The 24,238-nt window shown below is 33.6% G+C and carries 25 protein-coding genes and 2 pseudogenes; 11 read left to right on the plus strand and 16 right to left on the minus strand.

Annotation, left to right across the window (positions count from 1 at the left end):
- The first annotated feature begins 42 nt into the window (after nucleotides 1-42).
- The 8 genes from DW114_RS04910 (at nucleotide 43) to DW114_RS04945 (ending at nucleotide 6,591) form a co-directional block, all read left to right on the plus strand.
- Nucleotides 43-1,683 carry an AAA family ATPase gene (locus DW114_RS04910; RefSeq protein ID WP_117452672.1) on the plus strand — a complete coding sequence of 547 codons (1,641 nt, stop codon included), beginning with the start codon at nucleotides 43-45 and terminating at the stop codon, nucleotides 1,681-1,683.
- Nucleotides 1,684-1,774: 91 nt separating this feature from the next.
- Complete coding sequence (locus DW114_RS04915) at nucleotides 1,775-2,536, plus strand: SDR family NAD(P)-dependent oxidoreductase (RefSeq protein WP_117452673.1); 762 nt, start codon at nucleotides 1,775-1,777, stop codon at nucleotides 2,534-2,536.
- A 193-nt stretch (nucleotides 2,537-2,729) separates the two neighbouring features.
- Nucleotides 2,730-3,107, plus strand: a complete 378-nt coding sequence (locus DW114_RS04920; protein WP_117452674.1) for a helix-turn-helix domain-containing protein — start codon at nucleotides 2,730-2,732, stop codon at nucleotides 3,105-3,107.
- A 32-nt stretch (nucleotides 3,108-3,139) separates the two neighbouring features.
- Nucleotides 3,140-3,409 (plus strand): hypothetical protein, encoded by a 270-nt coding sequence (locus tag DW114_RS04925; protein WP_117452675.1) that lies wholly within the window; start codon nucleotides 3,140-3,142, stop codon nucleotides 3,407-3,409.
- Between the two features lie 529 nt (nucleotides 3,410-3,938).
- Nucleotides 3,939-4,763 (plus strand): AraC family transcriptional regulator, encoded by an 825-nt coding sequence (locus tag DW114_RS04930; RefSeq protein WP_117452676.1) that lies wholly within the window; start codon nucleotides 3,939-3,941, stop codon nucleotides 4,761-4,763.
- A gap of 1 nt (nucleotide 4,764) precedes the next feature.
- Nucleotides 4,765-5,673: a DMT family transporter gene (locus DW114_RS04935; RefSeq protein WP_117452677.1), complete on the plus strand. Its 909-nt coding sequence runs from the start codon at nucleotides 4,765-4,767 to the stop codon at nucleotides 5,671-5,673.
- Nucleotides 5,642-6,052: a DUF2000 domain-containing protein gene (locus DW114_RS04940; RefSeq protein ID WP_117452702.1), complete on the plus strand. Its 411-nt coding sequence runs from the start codon at nucleotides 5,642-5,644 to the stop codon at nucleotides 6,050-6,052. Before DW114_RS04935 ends, DW114_RS04940 begins: the two co-directional genes overlap by 32 nt.
- Before the next feature lie 83 nt (nucleotides 6,053-6,135).
- Complete coding sequence (locus DW114_RS04945) at nucleotides 6,136-6,591, plus strand: hypothetical protein (protein WP_117452678.1); 456 nt, start codon at nucleotides 6,136-6,138, stop codon at nucleotides 6,589-6,591.
- Nucleotides 6,592-6,636: 45 nt separating this feature from the next.
- Here DW114_RS04945 and DW114_RS04950 read toward each other — a convergent pair whose 3' ends face one another.
- From DW114_RS04950 to DW114_RS05015, 15 genes and pseudogenes are all read right to left on the minus strand, one after another.
- Complete coding sequence (locus DW114_RS04950) at nucleotides 6,637-7,044, minus strand: XRE family transcriptional regulator (RefSeq protein WP_317286366.1); 408 nt, start codon at nucleotides 7,042-7,044, stop codon at nucleotides 6,637-6,639.
- A gap of 43 nt (nucleotides 7,045-7,087) precedes the next feature.
- On the minus strand, nucleotides 7,088-8,701 hold the full coding sequence (locus DW114_RS04955; protein ID WP_113990459.1) for a recombinase family protein: 1,614 nt from the start codon (nucleotides 8,699-8,701) through the stop codon (nucleotides 7,088-7,090).
- A gap of 111 nt (nucleotides 8,702-8,812) precedes the next feature.
- Complete coding sequence (locus tag DW114_RS04960) at nucleotides 8,813-9,022, minus strand: tRNA wybutosine-synthesizing protein 3-like protein (protein WP_113990460.1); 210 nt, start codon at nucleotides 9,020-9,022, stop codon at nucleotides 8,813-8,815.
- Between the two features lie 1,046 nt (nucleotides 9,023-10,068).
- On the minus strand, nucleotides 10,069-10,866 hold the full coding sequence (locus tag DW114_RS04970) for a replication initiation factor domain-containing protein (protein WP_394336415.1): 798 nt from the start codon (nucleotides 10,864-10,866) through the stop codon (nucleotides 10,069-10,071).
- A 12-nt stretch (nucleotides 10,867-10,878) separates the two neighbouring features.
- Nucleotides 10,879-11,208: pseudogene (locus DW114_RS22160) on the minus strand (Cro/Cl family transcriptional regulator); the annotation flags it as partial.
- A complete protein-coding gene (locus tag DW114_RS22165; RefSeq protein ID WP_226973381.1) occupies nucleotides 11,186-11,236 on the minus strand; it encodes an AgrD family cyclic lactone autoinducer peptide in 51 nt (16 codons plus the stop codon). The gene DW114_RS22165 and the pseudogene DW114_RS22160, both read right to left, overlap by 23 nt.
- A gap of 178 nt (nucleotides 11,237-11,414) precedes the next feature.
- Nucleotides 11,415-11,789, minus strand: coding sequence for a hypothetical protein (locus tag DW114_RS04975; RefSeq protein ID WP_054344485.1), 375 nt, complete (start codon nucleotides 11,787-11,789; stop codon nucleotides 11,415-11,417).
- A gap of 555 nt (nucleotides 11,790-12,344) precedes the next feature.
- Nucleotides 12,345-12,875, minus strand: coding sequence for a dihydrofolate reductase family protein (locus tag DW114_RS04980; RefSeq protein WP_002303421.1), 531 nt, complete (start codon nucleotides 12,873-12,875; stop codon nucleotides 12,345-12,347).
- A 181-nt stretch (nucleotides 12,876-13,056) separates the two neighbouring features.
- On the minus strand, nucleotides 13,057-13,713 hold the full coding sequence (locus tag DW114_RS04985; protein WP_002303420.1) for a hypothetical protein: 657 nt from the start codon (nucleotides 13,711-13,713) through the stop codon (nucleotides 13,057-13,059).
- A 104-nt stretch (nucleotides 13,714-13,817) separates the two neighbouring features.
- Nucleotides 13,818-14,313, minus strand: a pseudogene (gene dfrF / locus DW114_RS04990) (trimethoprim-resistant dihydrofolate reductase DfrF).
- A gap of 394 nt (nucleotides 14,314-14,707) precedes the next feature.
- Nucleotides 14,708-14,842, minus strand: a complete 135-nt coding sequence (locus DW114_RS04995; RefSeq protein ID WP_117452680.1) for a helix-turn-helix transcriptional regulator — start codon at nucleotides 14,840-14,842, stop codon at nucleotides 14,708-14,710.
- 228 nt (nucleotides 14,843-15,070) lie between these two features.
- Nucleotides 15,071-16,054, minus strand: coding sequence for a helix-turn-helix domain-containing protein (locus DW114_RS05000; RefSeq protein WP_117452681.1), 984 nt, complete (start codon nucleotides 16,052-16,054; stop codon nucleotides 15,071-15,073).
- Nucleotides 16,055-16,413: 359 nt separating this feature from the next.
- Nucleotides 16,414-17,043, minus strand: a complete 630-nt coding sequence (locus DW114_RS05005) for a hypothetical protein (protein ID WP_117452682.1) — start codon at nucleotides 17,041-17,043, stop codon at nucleotides 16,414-16,416.
- 52 nt (nucleotides 17,044-17,095) lie between these two features.
- Nucleotides 17,096-17,566 (minus strand): helix-turn-helix domain-containing protein, encoded by a 471-nt coding sequence (locus DW114_RS05010; RefSeq protein ID WP_117452683.1) that lies wholly within the window; start codon nucleotides 17,564-17,566, stop codon nucleotides 17,096-17,098.
- A gap of 300 nt (nucleotides 17,567-17,866) precedes the next feature.
- Nucleotides 17,867-18,442 (minus strand): TetR/AcrR family transcriptional regulator, encoded by a 576-nt coding sequence (locus tag DW114_RS05015; protein WP_117452684.1) that lies wholly within the window; start codon nucleotides 18,440-18,442, stop codon nucleotides 17,867-17,869.
- Between the two features lie 148 nt (nucleotides 18,443-18,590).
- On the opposite strand from DW114_RS05015, the gene DW114_RS05020 reads away from it, so the two are divergent.
- A complete protein-coding gene (locus tag DW114_RS05020) occupies nucleotides 18,591-19,292 on the plus strand; it encodes an ABC transporter ATP-binding protein (RefSeq protein ID WP_117452685.1) in 702 nt (233 codons plus the stop codon).
- A 6-nt stretch (nucleotides 19,293-19,298) separates the two neighbouring features.
- Nucleotides 19,299-22,961, plus strand: a complete 3,663-nt coding sequence (locus tag DW114_RS05025) for an FtsX-like permease family protein (protein WP_117452686.1) — start codon at nucleotides 19,299-19,301, stop codon at nucleotides 22,959-22,961.
- A 130-nt stretch (nucleotides 22,962-23,091) separates the two neighbouring features.
- On the opposite strand, the gene DW114_RS05030 is transcribed toward DW114_RS05025, so the two are convergent.
- On the minus strand, nucleotides 23,092-23,781 hold the full coding sequence (locus DW114_RS05030; RefSeq protein WP_117452687.1) for a hypothetical protein: 690 nt from the start codon (nucleotides 23,779-23,781) through the stop codon (nucleotides 23,092-23,094).
- A gap of 152 nt (nucleotides 23,782-23,933) precedes the next feature.
- Between DW114_RS05030 and DW114_RS05035 the strand changes: the two genes are divergently transcribed.
- Nucleotides 23,934-24,170 (plus strand): helix-turn-helix domain-containing protein, encoded by a 237-nt coding sequence (locus tag DW114_RS05035; protein WP_117452688.1) that lies wholly within the window; start codon nucleotides 23,934-23,936, stop codon nucleotides 24,168-24,170.
- Nucleotides 24,171-24,238 lie beyond the last annotated feature (68 nt).

The raw sequence follows: 24,238 nt of genomic DNA on the forward strand, positions 1-24,238 counted from the left end.
CTTAATAATATGGTAAAATAAAGAAAAGAAAGAAGTGATGATATGAAGCAGATCGCCATAGGAATAGAAAACTTTAAGGAAGTAATTGATCATGATTATTTTTATATTGATAAAAGTGAATTAATTAGTACGATATTCAGTGATAAAGTATCTTTATTTACCAGACCAAGAAGATTTGGAAAAACATTAAACATGAGTATGTTATATTATTTCTTTTCTATCAAACAAAAAGAAAATGCTTATTTATTTAATGGCTTGCATATCGAGAAAAATACGGATATCATGGAACATCAGAATCAATATCCTGTTATCTTCATAACTTTGAAAGATATGAAACAAAGGAATATGAATCTACAGAAACAAAAGTTTTTAAGCTTGATCCAAATGCTCCTTGTACAGTGTGAAGAATTATTAACAAGTGAAAAAGTTCATCCTGTATATCGAAATTATTTAGAAAAATTATTAAAAGATCATGTAGATGATATCACACTACAAAATTCTTTATACTATATATCTGTTGCTTTAAAACAATTTTATGAAAAAAATGTAATCATATTAATTGATGAATATGATGTTCCATTACATAGTGCATACCAAAATGGATATTATGATGAAATGTCCAGTTTCATGGGAGATTTGTTTAGTACGGCTTTAAAAACCAATGACGCATTGGAAAAAGGTGTGTTAACGGGATGTTTAAGAATCGCAAAAGAAAGCATCTTTACAGGATTGAATAACTTTCATGTTTACTCAATCATGGATAGAGCAGCACAAGATTGCTTTGGTTTTACAAAAGATGAAGTGTATAATCTGCTATCATATTACGACTTCACAAGCTATCATGATAAAATGAAAGAATGGTATGATGGTTATTTATTCTGTGATCAGGAAATATATAATCCATGGAGCGTTTTAAATTATATTAAAGATTTACAATATGGCGTTGATGAGCCAAAATCATATTGGATTAATTCCAGTGGAAATGCAATCATCTATGATTTTATTTTACATGCAAATCAGGAATTAAGAGATGATATTGATAATCTAATACAAGAAAAAACTATCAAAAAAACAATAAAGCCAGAATTAACATATAGAGAAATGGATGATATCAAAAACATCTATAGTTTTTTACTTTTTACAGGGTATTTGAAAATCGTTAGAAAAATAAATGAAAATGATTATGAATTAATGATTCCAAATAAGGAAATCAAATATATATATGAAACGATGTTTAAAGAATGGCTGGATACAAAAATTCAAGAAATATCTTCTCCTTTTATGAAAGCTTTATGCAGGGGAGATGAAGTTACAGCTCGTAAGATATTGAATGAAGCTTTAGCGTATACAATCAGTTATTTTGATTATCATGAGAACTACTATCATGGCTTTTTAGCTGGTATGCTAAGAGAAGGACGAATTAAATCTAATCGTGAATCAGGGGACGGACGTTATGATTTAGCTTATATTCCTTTAGATTTTGATGATCCTGGCTTCGTTATTGAGTGTAAAATCGCAGATTCTCTACAAAATCTGAAAGAGAAAAGTCAGGAGGCATGTCAACAAATATTTGACAGAAAATATCTTGAAGAATTTGAACATGATGGTTATACACAGATGAAAGGTTATGGCATCGCTTTCTATCATAAAATGTGTTACATATCAAAAGTTGATAGAATATGAATAAATTGAATGCGTTTACATTGACTTTACTGTGTGACTTGATATAATTAACTTACATAAAATCTTTAAGAAGATAGAAAGGAAAACTATAATGAAACAATTGAATGAAAAGGTTGCGATTGTTACAGGTGCAGGCCAGGGAATTGGAAAAGGCATCGCACTTTGTCTGGCAAAACGTGGTGTTAAAGTCGTATGCACTGGACGGAGAATAGAACCAATTGAAGCAACTGTAAAAGAAATCAAAGAAGCAGGAGGAGAAGGCTTCGCCATGTCTTGCGATTCATCTAATCGAGAACGAGTAAAAGAAGTTGTCGCAAAAACAGTAGAAACATATGGTACTGTAGATGTTGTGGTAAACAATGCGCAGGCGGTCGCAAAATCAGCACCTGTTGAAGAAACGACTTATGAATTAATGTACTTAGCATGGTCTACAGGTACGATAGGATCATTGAATTTTATGCAGGAATGCTTCCCATATTTTAAAGAACAAAAAGAAGGACGTGTTATCAATTTCGCATCCGCAACTGGTATGTTTGGATATGCTGGAAATCTTGCATATGGATCAAATAAGGAGGCTATTCGTGGTTTAACAAAAATAGCTGCTAAGGAATGGGGACAATACGGTATTACCGTAAATTGTGTACTTCCAGGTGCTGAATCACCTGCCGCAAAAGAATGGGCAAAGAAATTCCCAGAGAAGTATGAAGCAATTCTTCAGCAACAGCCAATGCGACGTTTAGGTGATCCTGAAACAGATATTGCGCCAGTGATTGCATTCTTAGCTGGACCTGATTCAAGTTACTATTCAGGACAATGTTTATTATTAGATGGTGCTTATTCTATCGCACCATAATCGATACGGAAAGGAAATCTTATGTATTTCCTTTTTTCGTATGTATGATGCAATTAAATAGAATTGTATATTCATCATATATTATTGAAAACCAAAAATGTTCGTATCAAGTGCGTAAATTCCATCCCAAATTGCTAGACCTTGGCAGAAAAATACGATAAACTTAACATAAGATTTTAAGGGAGTGACGATTATGGAAATTGGTAATATGATTAGTACAAAAAGAAAAGAAAAAGGTCTTTCGCAAGAACAGCTTGCACAAGAAATAAATGTCGCAAGACAAACAATCAGTAAGTGGGAACTGGATGAAACATTACCTGATTTAGAGAGTTTGAGAAAACTTGCGGTATTTCTGGGGTTTTCAATAGATTCAGCTTTAGACATTGACGTTGATGACGATGATGATATGGAATGGATGATTATCGGTTTTGCGATTGTTGGAAATGTAATTACAGTCTTTTTCGATCAGGCAATGATTGGAATCGCAATGCCTTTTATAGGTTTGGGTATTTATTTTATTTGGAAGGCATTTCGGGGAAATCAAAAAAATAGTAAATCCAACAAAGGATGAAACGGTGCTAACGTATGTGTGGAGGATACAACATGGAATTGATGTATAAAAATATTTTTCTTGGAAAAATTGAGATTACAGAAAGGGAAAGTTTTTGGATTTCTGGAAATTTTTATCCAAATCCTGAAGCATCAGAATTTAAAAGCTTTTTTGATGCTTTGGTATGTGAAGATGGATTCGATGAATCACAGTTTGATGAAGATTTATTAGATGAGAATAATTGGTATGTATGTGAAAATGGAAAAATCATAGGGATCTCATATCCAGCAATATATGATGATAGTGAAATTGGATTTAGATAAAGATAATACATTCATGTTACAATGAGTATCATTATGAATATGTCCATATTTAAACGATAGAAAAGAAATGTGTTCACAATATAAAGAAAAATCTGATAAACAAAATCTGATGAGCTTCAGATTTTTTTGTACTTACATTAAAAGCGGTAGGATAAAGCAGATTTGCCAATTCCTATATATATCGTGACTGAAACTGCATTCGAGGATAAAAAAAGGCAAACACAGATATCACCGTTTGAGCTTTTGATTCATGAAGGTGATAATTACAAAATCATAGATAAAATTAATATAGGGCTTGCAGTTTTTACAACTTTATAATTATCTTGTGGTATCAAAGTTCTTTAGTTAATAGTAAATTCTATATTTTAAGTTATTACGAACACTGATATATGCAGTGTTTTAGAGCTAATCTTTAATTACTTTTTAAACATTATATAAATTAAAAATCAAAATGATAAAGATTGTGTCATTTCTTACAAGAATTTTATAATCAGTAATGATATAATCAATGCCAAGAGAGAGGTTTTATATGATAGAAAAACAAGAGCAACGCCATATTTTATTTGATGAGTCGCTGGGACTTGAGGCTTATCAATTAACGGGAGTCGTACAGAAATTCCCAAATCATTTTCATGAATTTTATGTTATTGGATTTATTGAGGGTGGAAAAAGACATTTGTGGTGCAAAGGTAAAGAATATGACACAACAAGTGGTGATTTGATTTTATTCAATCCTTATGATAACCATTTTTGTGCACCAGTCAATCATGAACTACTAGATTATCGTGCAGTAAATATACCAATTGAATGTATGAAAAAAGCCGCGAAAGATATTACTGGAAAAGAATATCAGCCAGAGTTCATCTGTAATGTGGTGCCACAAAGCGAATTGGCCAACTATGTCGCAACATTATATGATGCGATTGTAAATCATGCATGTTATATGGAACGACAAGAAGCATTTTATTTATTACTGGAAGGTATTTTAAGAGAATATGCCAGAGATTTTAATGAAACGCCATCACAACCAAAGCCATTAGATCACTTATGTACTTATATGAAAGATCACTTTATGGATAATATTAGCTTGGATGAATTAGCAGATATGGCCGCAATGTCACGTTCTTACTTATTGCGCAATTTCACAAAACAATATGGAATTTCACCATATCGTTATCTACAAAGCATACGTATAGAAAAAGCGAAACAACTTCTGGAAGAACAGGTTCCATTGATTGAAATCGCAGATATGTGTGGCTTTAGTGATCAAAGTCATTTCTCAAACTATTTTAAAGAATTTATTGGTGTAACACCAAAACAATATCAACGGATATTCCAGGAAAGTGAGGGCTAGTATGAAAGAAAAACAAGGACATTTCGCAGCGTTATTCACTATCTTTGTATGGGGCACAACGTTTATCGCTACTAAACTTTTACTAGGCTATTTTGCCCCTGTAGAAATACTATTCATTCGCTTTTTTATGGGATATATTGCATTATGGCTTGCTTATCCTAAAGTATTTTCCATTGATCGTTCAAGAGAAAAATATTTTATCTTCGCAGGTATCTGTGGGGTTACTTTATATTTTTTATTAGAAAATATCGCATTGACATATACACTTGCGAGTAATGTTGGTGTTATTGTAGCCATTTCTCCATGTTTTACAGCTTTATTCTCATGGCTGCTTCATCAGGATGATAAACCAAATAAGCTATTCTTTATCGGATTTCTATTCGCAATCCTTGGTGTCTATCTCATAAGTACCAATGGACAATCGATTTTAGAAATACATCCAACAGGAGATTTATTAGCACTTTTAGCCGCCATGGTATGGGCATTATATTCCATATGTACAAAGAAAATCAGTGAATTTGGATATGGGACCATTCCTATGACAAGAAGAATTTTCTTTTATGGCTTATTATTTATGATACCGGCCTTATTCCTATTTGGATTTGATGTATCGATGTCAGATTTTATGCATATAGAAGTTATCTTTAATCTGATTTTCCTTGGATTAGGTGCTTCTGCCATATGTTTTGTTTCTTGGAACTTTGCGTTAAAAAAGCTTGGTTCTATCAAATGCTCCACATATATCTATCTGGTTCCAGTGATTACCGTTGTAACCTCTATGATCGTATTAAAAGAAAAGGTTACGATTATGACCTGGATCGGTATGATATTAACACTTGCAGGATTAATGTTGTCACAAAGAAAGAAGGGTATAGAAGATGGAAAACATGAAATGTGTTATGGTGATTGATGAGGCGTTGCCACTTGGTATCGCAATGAATACAGCAGCAGTATTGGGGATTTCTTTAGGGAAAAAGATACCAGAATGTGTTGGTGTTGATGTAAAAGATCAGGATGGTATTATGCATGCAGGTACGATTCAGATACCTGTGCCAGTGCTGAAAATGAACAGCGAAGATTTAAAAGAATTGGTTGAAAAAGTAAAAAATGATGAATTGATTACGATGTTAGATTTCACAGATGTTGCGCAAGGATGTAAAGTATATGAAGAATATATTGAACGTAGTGCAGCACACAAAACTAACGAATTTACTTACTTTGGTATCGCATTATATGGTGATAAAAAACGTATGAATAAGTACACAGGCTCTTTACCATTATATCGTTAAGGATAAGCTCTTTGGATAAGGAGCTTTTTTTCTTGATAATCACAGTTTTTGGATTTAAACTAAAAGAAGAAAGAAGGAATTTCATGAATTGTCCAGAATGTTATAGTTCACAAAGTCGCATTACCCCATTATTACATCCAGAAGATTGTCTAAAAAACCATACGCAATATATCTGTAGTACATGTGGTCGCTGTATCTGTATAGAACATGATGATAAAAGAGGTCTGCAACGATGGAATTTCCCATTTAAATCTTTAGAAATTGCGAAGCTTTATCTAAGAACTGCGGATGTTACCATGAAACAAGCTTGCGGTATTTATGAAATCATAAGCAAAAATGGAAGAAAATCATATAAGATATATGCAAATGATATGGATTTAGAAATCTATTTATCAAAAAACAAGGATAAAAGCTGTGTTAGTAAAGCACCAATATATCAAAGAGATGAATTTCATGCATATCCTGATTCACAGATCAGAAAACTGACAGCTGAGGAAGTAAAACAATATATGAATGAAAAAAACACATCAGATTCCTAATAAGGATAAGATGTGCTTTTTGTATAGAAATTGAATTATTGAATCTTAATTGTTTTCTTGATTAGATAACTTTCGTGTGAAGTAAACTCCAGTAATTGCGCCAATCAAAAGAAGTGGTGCTACTCTGATAAACAGCCATTCAAAGGCATGTAATACAACTCCCATCACTGAAGTTTCAGGATTGCTGTAATCCCAATTTAAATAGGGACTGTGAGATATAAATAGGATGATAAAAACAATCATAATCACTATTCCTAATGAGATAAATAACCAATGTAATAGTTTTTGTTTCGTCATTTTTCTATTTGCCAATTGCAGGTTTATAATTTCAAGTTTCTCAGAAATCACTTTTAAATCATCAGCTTTTGTTTCAATAATATTTTCTCCAAGCAATGTGCTGACAGGTGTTTCAAATATCTCAGATATGGAAATTAACATATCGGCATCTGGCACTGACAAACCAGTTTCCCTTAGTTAAAGATATGAACCCTCTTTATCAGTCTACTTTTCCAATAAATCGGTAGTATATCTCTATTTCCTGTATTCTTTCGTTATCCTCATTCGTTGTTGCTTCGTGAATGAGTATTTTTTCTATCATTGCATTTAATAACGGTGCTGTCAGTTCCTTTGGTACGGAATACTCCTTGATTAACTCAATCCACTTTTCAGCACCTATCATATCCTGTTCCATTTTACTTAATTCTTCTCTTAGGTTGGTTATCTGCTGTTCCAGTTCTATCTGCTCTTTTTGATATTTCCCCGACAACATGATGAAGTTTCGTTCCGTTATCTTCTCACAGGCTCTATCTTCATACATTTTCGCAAATAAACGGTCAATCTCATTTTGTCGGTTCTCGGCTTTCTTCAAGGCACTTGCCTTTTTCTTCTTTTCCCGTATTCGCTCTGCATTGCCGACTTTCTGTATTTTGTTCAATACCTTTTCTTCGTCCTGCTGTACTGCCTTAGCCCAATACTGCAAGCGTTCCAATACGGCTTGATACAGCACGTCATAGCGGATATAGTGCATAGAACAATTACCTTTGCCAAACTGCCCGTAATAACTGCAAGCATAATAACTATATGGGGTTTTATTCGCCTTGTTTGTCGCAAATCTCATAGACCAGCCACAATCCGCACACTTGACAAGCCCTGCAAATATCGGCGTTGCCTTTTCCTTTGTCTGTCTACGCCTTGATTTTATCTGCTCCTGCACACGATAGAACACTTCCTTGTCAATAATCGGTTCGTGGGTATTTTCTACTCGAAACCATTCGCTTTCGGGCTTTCGTACTTTCTTCTTGCTTTTGAAAGAAACGGTTGATTGTCGATTATGAACGCTGTTTCCGATATAGACTTCACTTTTCAATATCGCCTTTACATGAGCAATCGTCCACTCATAACGCTTGCTTTCGGGCTTTCCCTCAAAGATATGAGCAAAAGTACCGTACCTTGTAAAATTCAACCAAGACGCTGTTGGGACTTTTTCTTCTCGCAGTATTTTTGTGATTTTTGCACTTCCGTAACCTTGATAGGCTAGGGAAAAGATTTTTTCAACAATCCATTTTGTTTCCTCATCAACCAACAGTTTCCCTTTGATGTCGGGGTGTTTCTTATATCCTAACGGAGCATAAGCCCCATAATACGCACCCTCTACAAATTTCGTCTTAAAGGCTGATTTCACTTTACGGCTCGTATCTCTTGCTACCCATTCATTGATGATGTTCTTAAATGGTGCAATCTCACTTTCGCCTTTTTCGCTGTCCACACCGTCGTCAATCGCTATGTAACGGACATTATGGCTAGGAAAATACAATTCTGTATATTGTCCTGTCATAATATAGTTTCTACCAAGTCGTGATAAGTCTTTTGTTACAACACAGTTGATTTTTCCTGCCTCTATATCCTCAATCATTCTTTGAAAACTCGGTCTTTCAAAATTTGTTCCCGACCATCCGTCATCAATATATTCATCAATCACATTCAAATGATGTTCTTTTGCATATAGACGCAACATACTTCTTTGTGTGGTAATGCTGGAACTTTCGCCCTGTAATTCATCATCTCGGCTTAACCTAAGATAAAGTGCAGTATTGTAAATCTGTTGTTTCATTGTCAGTTATCCTCCTTTATAACTAACCCGTGTTTACAATACCTGCTTGCAAGTAAAGTATAACACGGGTACTTTTTGTCATTCAATCTATTTCTTACAACTGCACTGATTTTATGTGATTGTCTGCTTTGCTTTTTCCAACATGACATCAGTTAGAAGTTCTTCCATTGTCTTTCCCTTTTCGGAGAAATGCTCTTTTACAACAATCTTTGTCTTTCCTCTGTTGCCAATGCCACACTTGCCATTTTTCTTTTGAATTGTTTTTACAGCATTATCAATAACACATACCCCCTTTCTGTAAAATCTTTCTAAGCAATTCAACGGCTTTTGTCATAGCCCACAGGACTTCCACCTCTGCATTATCAATGTAGCCGTACCCATTGCGTGCGACGCTCTGAACGCTCAAGCTGTGGCTGTACGGGAGTATCATTATCTGACAGCACAGGTCATGGCGATAAAAGAGGACAAGTCTTTTACAAGAACACAGATAGGTTGTCGCTCACTTTTGCAGGAGAAAGGTCATGGCGTATCTGTTTCAACGGCTCGCTGTCTGTCAAAGGTATTGAATTGCTTTATTCAGTTGTCAAAGAGCGATTGAAAGAAGAAAATCATCTTTCCTATATACCGCGTAGGAAAAGAGGAGAAATGTAACTAAAATTCAAAACTTTTTCCCTTTTTCACTACTATCTGTACAGCAAACGTCCATTTGCTAAGTTGAAATAGAAAAATTTTAACTTCTTTTCATGCACCATATAGGGATAGAAAATGTCATTTTGCTAAGTTGATGATGAAAAAAGAATATTTTCCTTTTCACACCCTAACTACCAAAAAGATACTGTTACTGCCAACAATAGAATGAACTATTTTCTTCACTCCATATCAGGACAGAAAAGCGTTATTTGTATCACATTTCTTAAACTTTTTTCTTTCTACGCCATATAGGGAACGGAAACCTTAAATTGTTAAGTTGAAGATAAAATAATTTTCTCTTTTCACATCAATACTCAACAGTCAATGCCTGTTTGAATACAAATGGAAGATAGTTTTTCTTCTTTTTGCATAATACTGTCCACTCAACTCGATTTTCCGACATTTTTTCAAAACTTTTTTCGTCTTTCACTTCATATAGGGACAGCAAGCCAAAATTTAATGACCTATTTTCAAAAAAAGTTTAGATTTCCTCAACTTCACACCATATAAGGAATAGAAACCTTGTTTTGTTGCAGATTTTTCAAAATAATTTCAATTTCTTTTTAATTTTCATATCTGTACATCAAATAAAATTTTCATGCTCTCAAGTTAGATTTCCTGTTCTCGCACCATATCTGTACGAAAGTTGATGTTTTGTTGCAGATTTCTCAAAGAAATTAAAAAATACCGTCATTCTCTTGTGGAACATTGGTATCTATTCGTTCTTCTATGGTTGATTTTTCTAACTGTAATAAGTGTTTATGCTTATCTTTGAGTTCTGCCTGTTCAATCATATCTTTTAGTATCGTTGTATGATTTTCTTTATCTAATGCCTGTACCATTTTTATGGTTGGTGCAACCTGTCTTTGTAACCAATGCAACGCTTTTTGTAAAGTATAAGGTTCTGGCTTTGTAGTTAATCGTATCGGCTCTCTGTTTTCCCCTACAAACCATGCCCAATCATCATTTGTTTTCCATTGACTTTTGGGTTTATCATCTTCTCTATCTACAAAGCGGACATAATGATTGATGATAGAAAAAGCGGTGCGTTCAGCGTCCCTATAGGTCAGTAAATCTACAACCGCATAATAGGCTCGTTCATTCTTCATGCGTATTTCAAAACGGTTCTTGATTTCTGTATCTTCAACTTCTGTGCCATTCTTGACATACTGCTCATAATTCTTCTGATAAGCACACATATATAACTCACTACTGGTTGAACCGAGATATAATGTTTCTCCTGTATTCTTTGGCAAATCGCTACCGCATTTTTCCGTACCGCTGTAATCTTTCTGCTTACGGAAGTAGGAGATACATTCGCCTGCCTTGTATTTTTCCTTTAACTTTGGAATATCCAATATTCCTGCTTTATCATTGATTGCTAAATCAAGACGTTTCATCACACCACCTGCCGTCATACAATCAAGCATGAAGTCATACCATGAGCGTTCCTGTGCCAATAGATAACTTTCCATTTGACGACACCCTCTGCCTTTTAACTCTAACAAAACACCTAAATGCTCTTGCATGGAACACATGATATTGATGTCGCCTAAAACATATTTACTTTCATATCCGTATTTTCCATAATCTTCATAAAGCATATAATCGGATTTTAGTTGTAATACATCACGAATAATCTTTAATGCGTCCGTAGTAGGAAAGCGGACACGGAAGTAATCAATCAACAGAAATAATGGCTCTTGCGGATTGAAACGCTCAATCTGTTTTTCCATGACTTCTTTTAATTCGTCATTCAATGGCTGTTTTCCTTTTTCAATGCGGTTGTAATATTCACGGCTGATACCACAGGCAACAGCAAACCTTGTTTGCGTTACTCCGTATTCTTCACGCTTTTGTCTTAATTCTTCAAAAAAGTTTTTATCATTCATTCTTTAATTCCTCCAATCAAAAAAGGCAACTACCATTTACTGATAATTGCCTGTCATTAAAAATCTGTATAGAAAAAGCAGTCAATCCTAAGACTAACTGCTTATGCATACAGATATGAAGTTGTTTACCTTTATTGCAAGCTCTCATAAATCAGAAACACACCTGATAAAAATGTCAAAAAAGCTACAATTTCTATACGAAAATCAAAACACTTAAAAACTTCTTTTCCATACTTTTCATTTTTAAATACAAATATTTCTTTTCCAATTTTTCTTTTTCCCAGTGATAAAAGGATACAACCGTGTGCCGTATAATACTTTTTATTCTTAATTTTTATAATATAAGCGTGCTTTTTTACAGAAATTCCACCAACTACATACCCAGCGTTTTGGTCTACAATACCTATTATTTTTCCTTTACATTTTTCGCCAGTAAAAACAACTCTATATTTTAGATACAACAAGTATAAACTGACAATAATGATAATAATTCCTAAAATCAACATTTAAGTTTATCCTCTCTTATAACAACTTCAAATTTTTTATTTTTTCATATCCACATTATAACATTCTCATATCAGCACCACAATAAAAATAATTAAGCACCAATAATCTTATTGAATATCTCCAACCGTAAATCTTTCACACCATCAGCGTTGAATACTGAGCTACAACAATTAAGGCAACTACTACTGTATATTGATAATTGCCAATACTTACATTTCTGCAAAAGAAAAAGACAATTAACTTCTTGTTTGAAATCAACGGTCTGTCCTATGTCTTATTCAATTTTTCCAAGTGATAATGGCATAATTTATATCACACCATGTAAAATGCGGTTTCGCCTTGTAAATACAGCGTTTTCCGCTTGTTAATGTATATTGACTCTTGTTTTTTGTGCCCCCCTTGTTAGATAACGGGGGCTTTGAACGGCTCGCAAGCTCGCCGAACCGCCGAAGCGAACCGCCCCCTTGCAAGCATGGCGGAAAAATCTTAAGGATTTTCCCGCCAACGTGGTCGGATCGCTCCGTCGGTTTAACAGCTTTTCTGTTTCTCTCTAGTTATCTACGCATATAAATCAAATCGGTTATTCCGTTATAAGTCTGTGTTTTACAAAGCCTTAACTTTATTTCCCTGTCTATGTTGCCCAAAAGACGAACCCCATTTCCTAACAGAGTAGGAATAACAGAAATGTAATATTTATCAATCATATTTTTGCTTACCAACTGCTGAACAAGATTTGCTCCGCCACAAATCCAAATATCCTTTCCTGCTTCTTGTTTTAGCCGTTCCAATAATAAAACAGGATTTTCACTTGTAAAATGAATTTGTTGGGAAGAATTGCACTCTTTATGTGTTAATACATAAGTTGTAAATTTATTATATACCCATTCTTGCGGAGAAAGTTCAGTAACAACCTGATGAGAAGTATTCCACCCCATTAAGACAGTATCTATATCTTTGGTAAATTCTGTATAAGTGTCGATGTTTTCATTGTCATTTCCATGACCATTTAGCCAAGCTACTCCACCATTACCGTCCGCAATATATCCGTCAAGGCTCATGGCAATAAATAAAACTACTTTTCTCATTTTTTCTCTTTTATAAATACAAACAGGAATTTATTTCTCTTTTTTACTCATAAGGGAACAACTGATTGCTACAAATAAACCCATTAAAATCCATGGAAATGCTGCTCTTATAAAATCACTAACCATACTTTATTCCTCCTTAAATTCCAATTTCCTTAGTTCTACAAACTGAAATTTTTGCCTATGAATGTATCTTGTTCTTTATACGCAAACAGGCTTCTGTGTGCATAATCCAATGTCTTGAAAACGGCATTTGAATTAGTCCACAAATATCTTTATTACACCAATAATCAATCAGCCAAATTGCTTTTTCATTGTCGTTTACTACATTCAACGATTCTAAGTATCCTTTTCTTTCTTTCGGTATTTTTCTTTTCAATTCATCATAAGATAACCGTTCAAGCATTTTCTCAGTGCTTTCCCATACTTCGAAAATATATAAATATAATTCTTCCAGATTAAGCTGTTTTGAAAAGTCTGCAATCTGCTGTTTCATGAGTTCATTTCCTGTTGTAATGATAGGTGAATTGATACGCTCTTGATAATTGCCTGCAAAAAATACTTGTTCATCTTCATTTATCACTGTATGCACAACTATATCTTCAATGCGGAAAATATGCCAAATAGAATAAGCAATCGTCTTACTATGATAACCATCAGCGTTTATGAAGGGGATTGAGTTAAAATCTTCTCTGCATAATTCTTCTTTGAAAGATACTAAGGTTTGTATTAACTGACTTCGTAAAGTAAGTAAAGTATCAATACCCCTCTTATAAGTATCTTTCTTTTTTATTTGTGCCTGCATTGTTTTATTAAGTTCAGACCATTCCTTATTCATATTCAATCCTCTCTCAAATTCTGATTTTATCGCCCCATACAAACTGGAATTTGTCTTACAACAATTTATATATGCATAAAAAGCAATATATTTATGAAAACACCCTAAATCCAAAATTTACTCAATTCATTTTTTCCTTACATAAAATGTTCTCGTATATTTCACTTCCTCACCAAGTGTTTCCCCTATCAAAACTTCAAAATCATTGATATCAAATTCTGGAAAGAATGTATCTCCATCTTCAATATTTAAATCTACTTCTGTGATATACATTTTATCTACTATTTGCAAAGCTTCCTTAAATAGTCCATATCCACCAGATATGTATACATCTCGTCCTTTAGCCAATAATAATGCATCTTCTAATGATTTAACTGAAACTAAATTATCTCCTTGATACTCTGTTGTGGTGGAAACAACAATATTCATTCTATTAGGCAACGGATGACCGATTTCTTCATAAGACTTTCGCCCCATAATAACCACATTACCCGTTGTTAACTCTCTAAATTGCTTTTGTTCTCCCTTTATTTTCCATGGTATATTACCATTCTTGCCTATAACATTATTCTTTGACCTCGCAACAATCAAACCTATCATCTATTTCATCCTCCATAATATGATGTCGTACCTGTGATTCCATCAAGTGCACCACATCTTAACAAACTCAAAATTATCTCGAACTAACCAGCTCGACAAATTCCTTTTTTGTCTTCATCTGCATTATATCATATTGTTATAAGCATTGCCATTTCTTTTCTGCTTTTGAAAAGTTACTTATCAGCCTATGTTTTGTAAAGGGTGATATTCAGCATTTCTCACGCAACAAGCCCTTGACAAACCATAGACTAATAAGTTTTAAGGTAATCAAGCAGAAATGAAATAGTCTGCTGTTTCACGGCAACAAAAAAGAGATACCAACACACTTATGTAGTATCTCTTAGTCTAGTAGCAATATTCTTTTGTTTGCAAGCAGGTAAACATGGGCTGTTTCTTAATATCTTTTTGTTTGGGAAACACCCTGTTCCCATTTTGAAATAGTCTGTCTTACAACATTTAACTTGACGGCAAGCTCTTCTTGTGAAAGTCCTTTGGATTTTCTGATTGCTTTGATATTTTCATTTAGCATCAGCGATACCTCCTTTCACTGTCATTATAAGGCAGGAAAGCTCGTTGCGGCAAGCAACTTGGATTAACATTCATATTATAGCTGACATAAGAAACCAGTAGATTTCATTTCTTGATATTCATCTAAAAATAAATCTACACCCATAAAAGTTTTCCATTACGTTATCCTCTTGTATCATAGTACGTGTTTTATTACACAAGACAGAGCAATATATTTATTCTGTTTTCATCATTTGCGTTTACCAAGCGAATTAGAAATCGCAACAATAGCTGGGAATACTACAGCCGCAACTACCCAAATAATCCAACTATATCCCCAATTATTTGTAGAAAAGCTATATCCTAAATATACGGCAGTAACAATTGACCAATATACAACCGAAATAGCCGTTGTGGCAGATTGCTTTTCCTTTTTCTCTTTTGAATAATCGCCCTCTTGTAAAAGCTTTTCATAGCTTGCCCATACGATTCCGCTATGAATAAAGAAAACTACACCAACACCTACGATAACTAAAGAAGCAGAAAGCATAATTATTAGCAGTAATTCATTTTCATCATTAAAAATTGCTCCTCCAAAAAGAGGGATGAGTGCCACAATACAAAGACTAGTGCCGATTATGTTATTTCTTGTATATACTTCGTTGTATTGTGCTTTCCGTTCTGAAACCATTCCACGAACGCCATATGCAGTTTCAAAATTTTCTTTTTCTAAATAATCATATGCTGCGGTTTTTCTACCACTAGAAATAAACAAAGCAACTGCTATCGTGACAAGAAGAAGTAAAACAATCATTCCAATTCCTCCAGCCACATCATCTCTCAAACTATATTTTGGAACTTCGCTAATCGTTCCTAATATTAATAGACATATAGGTGATATAATACACAAAAAAGTTGCCAATGCTATTGATTTTGATGTTGTAGCTTTGACAGAAAGAAAGGCGTTTACTTCTTCCATAGATACCCGCCTTAGTTTTGATACTTCATCAGCTGGTGTGGTACATTCCTCATCTTCAATTTCATCTTTAAGCAAATAGTCTGTACTTACGCCAAATAACTCTGAAAGGCGAATCATTTTCTCAAGGTCTGGAACAGATTGGGCGCCTTCCCATTTTGAAACGGACTGCCTTGTAACATTCATTTGTTCAGCTAATTCCTCTTGTGACCAACCTGCTTTCTTGCGAAGCTGTGTTAATTTATCTGCAAAAATCATAACGATATCCTCCTTGTGTGATTGTTATGCGTATATTTTACCTCTTTTTCAGGTTGCTCACTACCAATCAACACCATTCAATGTGTCAACTGTCAGTTGCATTCATCATATCATTGAAATTTTCACTTAGTTGTTACCTGTATATTTCCTTTTATAGTCATTTAAGTAACCCCATAATTTATTCAAAGGCGGCAGAGATTTCTCTCTGCCGCTTTCTGTACTTATACAAAGATGATTTCCTTTGCACTGTATATTATTTATACTATTCTAAGGTGTTTTCCGTCTTTAACTGTTCTGTTATGCTCGACTGGCACTGCTTTATTTTTTATAAGACTAAGCAATCTGGATGAACACTCATATTATAGCTGACATAAGAAGCCAGTAGATTTCGTTTCTTGATAGTCATCTAAAAAAGGATCTACACCCCATGCTGCAGCTAGTTCATCAACGACTTCTTCATTTGGATATACGATATTTTCATCATATTCATCTAAGTCAAAAGAAGATGGAGTTAAGCCGATTTCTTTTTCTTCTTGTGTTAATTCGCCTTCATTCCAAATAATCTCGTTTTGTTCTCCAACATAATAAAAGCTTCGTATTAATTTACCGTTTATATATTTCACCCAACACGATAATTCAACAATTCTATGTGTTGAGAAATATTGAACTTCTTCAAATTTTGAAGCTATGTCCTGTAAAAGCTCTTTGTTTTCTAAAGGCGCATTATAATTAAGAATTAAAACATATCCATTGAAACATGGTGTAACAAAAACTTTTTTCATCTTTTGCATGTGAGAAAAAGCACTTTGCCAATTACTGATTTTGATATCGGTACAATTCAATTTTTCCATTACTGCTTTTGGATCTTTCTCTTTCACAACCAACCATGAAATTTTCATGCCAAATGGAATTGGTGTATCTGGTTCTTGAGATATACCATTACTTTGATCCATATTTTTTTCTTTTTTAAATAGATGAAACAAGCCCATAATAAATCCTCCTATATAAGATTAGCTTATATAGTAATTATACTATAAGCATCTATTGTTTTTCTAACGCTATAATAGTTTTTCTAATCTTAACTCTTAGAACTAAACCAAACCCCCATACAAAACATCCACATAGCATTGTGATGAAGATTTGTAGAGGTGTTACCGCCAACATCTTTGTGAGTGTAATCGTAATTAGGATCCCAATTAAAATCAAAAGTCCTGTTAAAATCCCAAATGTTTCAAGTTGTGATTTTGTCATAAAAACATTCCATGCAGATTTTTCACCTTGTTCTTTCTTTTCAGTATCACTCATTTTCCTTGCATATAATAATTCTGATATTTGTATACCAAGCGTTTCACACAAAGGCTCATATAATGATAGATCTGGCATCGTTTTCCCATTTTCCCATCTTGAAATAGACTTATCACTAACACCTAATATTTCAGCAAGCTGCGTTTGTGTTAATCCTTTTTCTTTTCTACAATCTGATAGAAAGCTACCAATTTTTTCTTGATTCATAAAAGACACTTCCTTTCTTTTTCAGTTCTCATGTTAAACGAAATTATTATAAAAGAACAGGACAGAAACTGAGAATTGATACTAGAATTCAAATAAAAAAGATTTAAACCACTACTGTTATAAAATCAATAAGATGTTTTTCACAAAATTATTTTATACAGCATGTATTAAGATGCCTGTCGTAATGCTATTTGTGAGCTTGTAAATTTCTCCTAAAATTTAGGATAAAGTAAATAAAGTTAATATTGTGAAAGGATTTATTATCGTTCCATTTTTTATATCAATCATTCATCCTTCAATCTATCTAGTAGCAAGACTTGAATTAATATTTGCTATCGAAAATATATGTGAAATGATGAACTGTACAAACTGTTCAATATCTAAATCCTTCTCTTCACAAAGCCAAATAGAGATCACTGACAATAAACCAGATAAATAAAATTCACATAGCAGTGAGGATTCCTTGTTTGTATCATCAATCTGCAGCCAACAGGCAATTAAAGGTTTTAATATTTCTTTTAATTGTGATGCGAATTTTGGATCCCCTTGATCACTTAATAAAACACCCATATAAGAAGAATATGTTTGTGCCAATTCTATCAAATGTTCCATATGATCTGGAAGGTTATGTAGGGCATCATTTTCTAGCCATTGTGTAATTAAGGCATCCACTACTTCCAACAATTCCTGTTCAATCTTTGCAAGTAAATCATAGGTATCTTTATAATATAGATAAAAGGTACCACGATTATATCCTGCGATATCTGTGATCTCTTTTACTGTTATTTTTTCAATCGGTTTTTGAATATATAATGACCAAAAAGCTTCCCTTAAATTTTGCTTCGTCTGCTGTGTCAATTCATTCCTTTTTTGCATATTCTATACCTCTCTTTTTGTTATGATAACACAGGAAATATGTAGGAACAAGCTGTTTCAACATATAGGGAAAGATTGTTCATTGATGATGATTTTTGATTGCGTTATAATAATTAAAACAACACGTTGTTGAGCAAGGGGCGTTTATATGGCATATATTGAATTTCGGGATGTAGTAAAAGAATATCATACAGAAGGGGCATCTATTAAAGCATTAAACGGCGCAAGTTTTCAAGTTGAAAAAGGTGAATTGGTAGTCATACTGGGGGCAAGTGGCGCTGGTAAAACAACAGCATTAAATATATTAGGTGGTATGGATAGCGCAAGTAGTGGTCATGTGATTATTGATGGGAAAGATATCACATCATATAAGAAAAAAGAACTGGTATTATATCGTAGGAATGATATTGGATTTGTATTCCAATTTTATAATTTAGTACCTAATCTGACCGTGTTAGAAAATGTAGAACTTGCGGCGCATACATGTAAAGATTCCTTAAATTCAGTTGACACATTAGAAAAAGTTGGTTTAAAAGAGCGCTTGAATAATTTTCCTTCTCAATTATCTGGTGGGGAACAACAACGTGTATCCATTGCACGGGCAATCGCAAAAAATCCAAAGCTTTTGTTATGCGATGAACCAACTGGAGCGTTGGATTATGATACAGGAAAACAGATTTTACAGCTGCTACAGGATACTTGTCGAAAAGAAGGCATGACTGTGATTTTAATCACACATAATTCCGCATTAGCGCCAATGGCTGATCGATTAATAAGATTTAAAAATGGTAAAGTATTGGAAGAAAAGATTCAAAAAAATCCAATACCAATTGCGAATATTGAGTGGTGATTTTAAATGAATAAAGCATATTGGCAAGATATTTGGCGGACAATCGTTAAAAGTAAAAAACGATTTATTTCTATTTTAATTATCACGATGCTGGGAGTCACAATGCTCACAGGACTTCGTGCGGGCTGTGTGGATTTACGTAATTCAGCGGATGATTTTTATGATAAGCAAAAACTTTATGATATTCAGGTGGTATCTACCTTGGGTTTAGAAGATGAAGATATTTCAGCACTTTCTAATATTGATGAAATTGATCAGATTGTGGGCAGCTATTCTGAAACACATATATTAGAGGTACAGGATAAAAAACAAAGTATTCAATTGAATGCCATCACAAAATCAGGAATCAATGAACCATATGTTTTGGATGGAAGTTTACCGAAAAATACGAAAGAAATTGCGGTTAGTGAAAAGTTTTTACGTAATTCAGGTAAAAAGATTGGTGATACCATCACTTTTTCGGATGATGATTCTAAATTAAAGTACCAAACATTCACAATCTGTGGCGTGATCTTAGATGCAATGAATATCAGTGTTGATGAAGGAGCAACATCTTTTCGTTCTACTTCCAATGTCGATGATACGTTTTATGTACAATTAGATGCATTTGATTATGATGTTTATACATCACTGTATATGACATTAAAAGGCAGCAAGGATTCGAGAAGTTATAGTGATACATATAAACAAATGGTTCATGAAGTGATGGAAAAGATTGAGAAAAGTATAAAAACAGATCGTGAAAACGCAAGATATCAAATGGTTGTAGATGATGCATGGAAACAATATGATAAAAATAAAGATCAGATGGACAATGAATTTTCTAAAGGAGATGAAAAACTGGCATCTGCTCGTGAAGAACTGGAAAATGGGCGAATACAGTTACAAAAAGGATGGCAGGAGTTACAGGCTAATGAACAATTTCTTCAGGAACAATCCCAAACGCTTGATGATGAAATGGCAAATGCTTATACAAAACTTCAGAATGGTTTCACACAGTTAGATATAGGGAAACAACAGTTAGATGAGGCAATGAAGCAAGTGCAGGATGGGGAAGTTCAACTGACAAAGGCAAAAGATGATTTAAAAACACAACAGGATGATACATTGATAAAACTTGATCAAAAACAAAAGGAGATAGAAGCACAGATCATAGATTTGAAAAGTGCTTTACAAGCTTTATCTACGCAGGAAACTTCTTTATCTACTAGCTTACAAAATTGGCCACATCATGAGTGGGAAACATATATTGATGCTGTTCAGCAAGCATATCAGAAAATAGCGCAACTACAGCTTCAAATACAAGCATTATCCCAACAACAAAGTGATGATGCAAAACAACAAATAGAAGTATTAACGATTACCATACAGAGGCTGCAAGAAACATTATCACAACAATATGAACTTCAACAGCAGCAGTTACTATCTGCATTATCCATACAGATAGAACCAGTGAAGGAGCAATTAGAAGCACAATTAAAGGCATTGGATATCACATCATCAGATTATGAAACACAGAAACAAATAATCGAAAATCAGATACAAGTATTAGAAACATTACCACAAGCAATTCTTGCTTTAGGCATACAAAAAGGACAAATACAGGCGAATTTACAGGTGATATCAAATCTGGAAACACAGTTGCTTTCACAGAAGGAACAAGCAGTGGCAGGTTTTTCACAAGGTTTTTCCACAATACAGGAAAAAGAACAACAGCTACAGGATGGCAAGGAAAAAACACTGGCAGGTTATAAGAAATTATATGCAACGCAAAGTTTATTAGAAGATTCCCAGATGAACCTGAAACAGCAGCAGGCACTCGCTATTCAGAAATTAAATGACGCTAAACAACAATTAGAATCAGGGAAACAACAGCTATTAGAAAGTGAAATACAATTACAAGATGGCGAAAAAGAACTGTCTGTACAACAGCATAATTATGATAAACAAAAAGAAGAAGCACAGAAAAAGCTTGCGGAAGGAAAGGCAGATATTGAAAAAATTGATAAAGCAACATGGTATGTACAAGACCGTAATGCAATGGATTCTTATACCTCAGTAGAAAGTGATGCATCTTCTATTGAAACTGTAGGAACAGCTTTTCCTATCATCTTTTTAATCGTCGCAATTTTAATATCTTTAACCACTATTACCCGTATGGTTGAAGAAGAACGTGGCTTGATTGGAACTTACAAAGCACTCGGTTTTTCTGATATGTCGATTTACAGTAAGTATTTAATATATGCATTCTCTGCCTGTTTCATAGGTGGAATTTTAGGGGATGCTTGCGGCTTTTGGCTATTGCCAAAGTTTCTGTTTACAATTTTTCAGGTTCTATATAAAATACCAGAATATCAGATAAGCTTTGATTTCATATATGGTGTAGGTGGGGTCTTGTTATTTGTTGTTGGTATTATGTTTGCGACAATTATCGCATGTCGATTAGAACTATCACAAATGCCCGCAGTATTGATGCGACCAAAAGCACCACGTGCTGGTTCAAGGGTGATTTTGGAATATATTCCAATGATATGGAAACGTTTATCTTTCCTGAATAAGGTCACTATGCGTAATCTGTTTCGATTTAAAAAACGTATGTTTATGACAATTGGCGGTATTATGGGGTGCACTGCCTTGATTCTATGTGGCTTTGCGATTAAGGATTCTGTAAATGAACTTATGCCAGAACAATATGAAAAAATCTATCAATATGATTTTATGAGTGTTGTAGCTAGTAAAGAATATGAATCTATGAAAAAAGAACTTGTAGAAGATCAAAATATAAAAGATCTGATTGGTATACGTATGGATAATGTGAAAGTAAAATCAAAACATGATGGTCAGGAAGAAAGTGTTTCTATGATGGTCATTCCTAATGGAGAAAGTATAGAAGGATATATTGGCTTAGAGGATACAAATGGTAAAGCTATAGCATTAAATGATGGAATATACATCACTGAAAATGTTTCTACTGTACTTGGTTTTGATAAACATGACCATATTTTTATTCAAAATATGGATTTGATTGAACAGGACGTTGAGGTACAGAAAATCGTACAAAATTACCTGGGAAATATGGTCTATATGAATCAGAAAACATATGAATCATTATTTGGAAAGTATGAAGGAAATGGCTATCTAGCACATTTTAAGGATGGATATGAGAAACAGACACAGTTTGTGGAAACATTCAGTAAGAAAGATCATGTTTTATCTGCTGTGAGTGTAAAAGCATTGCGTGATCAATTCTCTGATGCATTTACGTTGATCAATGCAGTGGTTTATCTGATTACGTTTATGGCTGCAGGACTTGCCTTTGTGGTATTATTCACACTATCCACAACCAATATATCTGAGCGTGAAAGAGAACTTGCGACAATTAAAGTACTAGGATTCTTTGATAAAGAAGTGCATCTTTATGTAAATAAAGAAACAGTGATATTAACAGGTATTGGTATATTGTGTGGATTACCACTTGGACGAGTATTAAGTGGCATGTTAACAAGCGCATTAAAAATGCCTTCCATTCATTTCGCAGTAACTGTATATCCAGTGAGCTATTTATATGCGGCTTTACTATCATTAGGCTTTGCGCTGATAGTGAACTTTATGACGAATCGTACCTTGAATCAAATTGACATGGTAGAGGCGTTAAAGAGTATAGAATAGTAAAAGCAATGCTAGAACAACCTCAAGAAATTCGTCCCACTGTAATTGAAAAATAAAAAATAATCATAGAAAATGGTGTTTGCGAAAGTGAATGCCATTTTTTAATGCAGGTATGAATAGGATATCTTTGTTAATCCCAAAGCTCATGCTCTGCGATGGAACCAATTTGTTGGACAAAATCATCAAACTCTGGATTATTTTCCTTTGTATAAATCTGGGATTTATAATTTAAAGGGATATTCTGTAAATAATCTTTCATAACATCCATTATTCTAGCTTCCAACAAGACATCTGACGCTTCTTTTACTATCGTATATTGCTTAGATTTAACTGCAAGATACTTTTTTATATAATACATAAACTGTGCCATATATAACTTCTTGATTAAAGGATTACCTTGAAAATCCACAATGGTTAATTCATCATCAGTATTTTCATCAGAAAGAGAAGAAGAAATGCTGGGAAGTGGTACGGATAGTACCATATTAAAGAAAGGATTATCAATTACATTCAATTCATCAAATAACCAAACTGCTTCATAAATTGCCGCATATTCACCAGGAAAGGTATAATATGGCTCTCTGTTTATTTCCTCAATATATTCTACAATGTAATCTATACCAAGATAATTCAATTTTTTAACATCATTTCGATAAACATAAGCAACATGATAATGATCGTTACCACATATAACATCTTTTATATCATCTTTTTCACAATAGCCAAAATAAAATACATCTTGATTAGGAAATATAGAAATATCTGGTATTTTTGCCTTATCTAATAATGTTAATGAATGAAAAAAATCGAATAGATACATGGTCATTTCTCCTTGCTTTTTTATAAAACTATACATATGATATCACAATACAGTTTGTAAGCATATAGGGTGGTTCTATTTAAATAGGTCTTGTATAACAAATTACGATTTCATATATTATAATGTATAATTACAAACAAGTAGGTGATACAATGGACTATGGGAAAGTCACGCTTAACATTGAAAAAATACTAAAAGAAAAAAGTATTAGTAAAAACAGATTATGTAAGGATCTTGATATATTACGTCCTAATTTAAATAGATATTGTCGTAACCAATTTCAAAGAATTGACGCTGGTTTGATTTGTAAGTTATGTTATTACTTAAATTGTTCAATTGATGAGTTGATTACATATGAATCACCTCGTAAAGAAAATGAAGATAAATAGTAAATGAGTTGTGTGTATGATCAGCTTGTGTCAAGTAGACACACAAAATAATTAAAACATTTTTGTCC

Source organism: Absiella sp. AM09-50 (assembly GCF_003433845.1).
Lineage (GTDB): Bacteria > Bacillota_I > Bacilli_A > Erysipelotrichales > Erysipelotrichaceae > Hoskinsella > Hoskinsella hominis.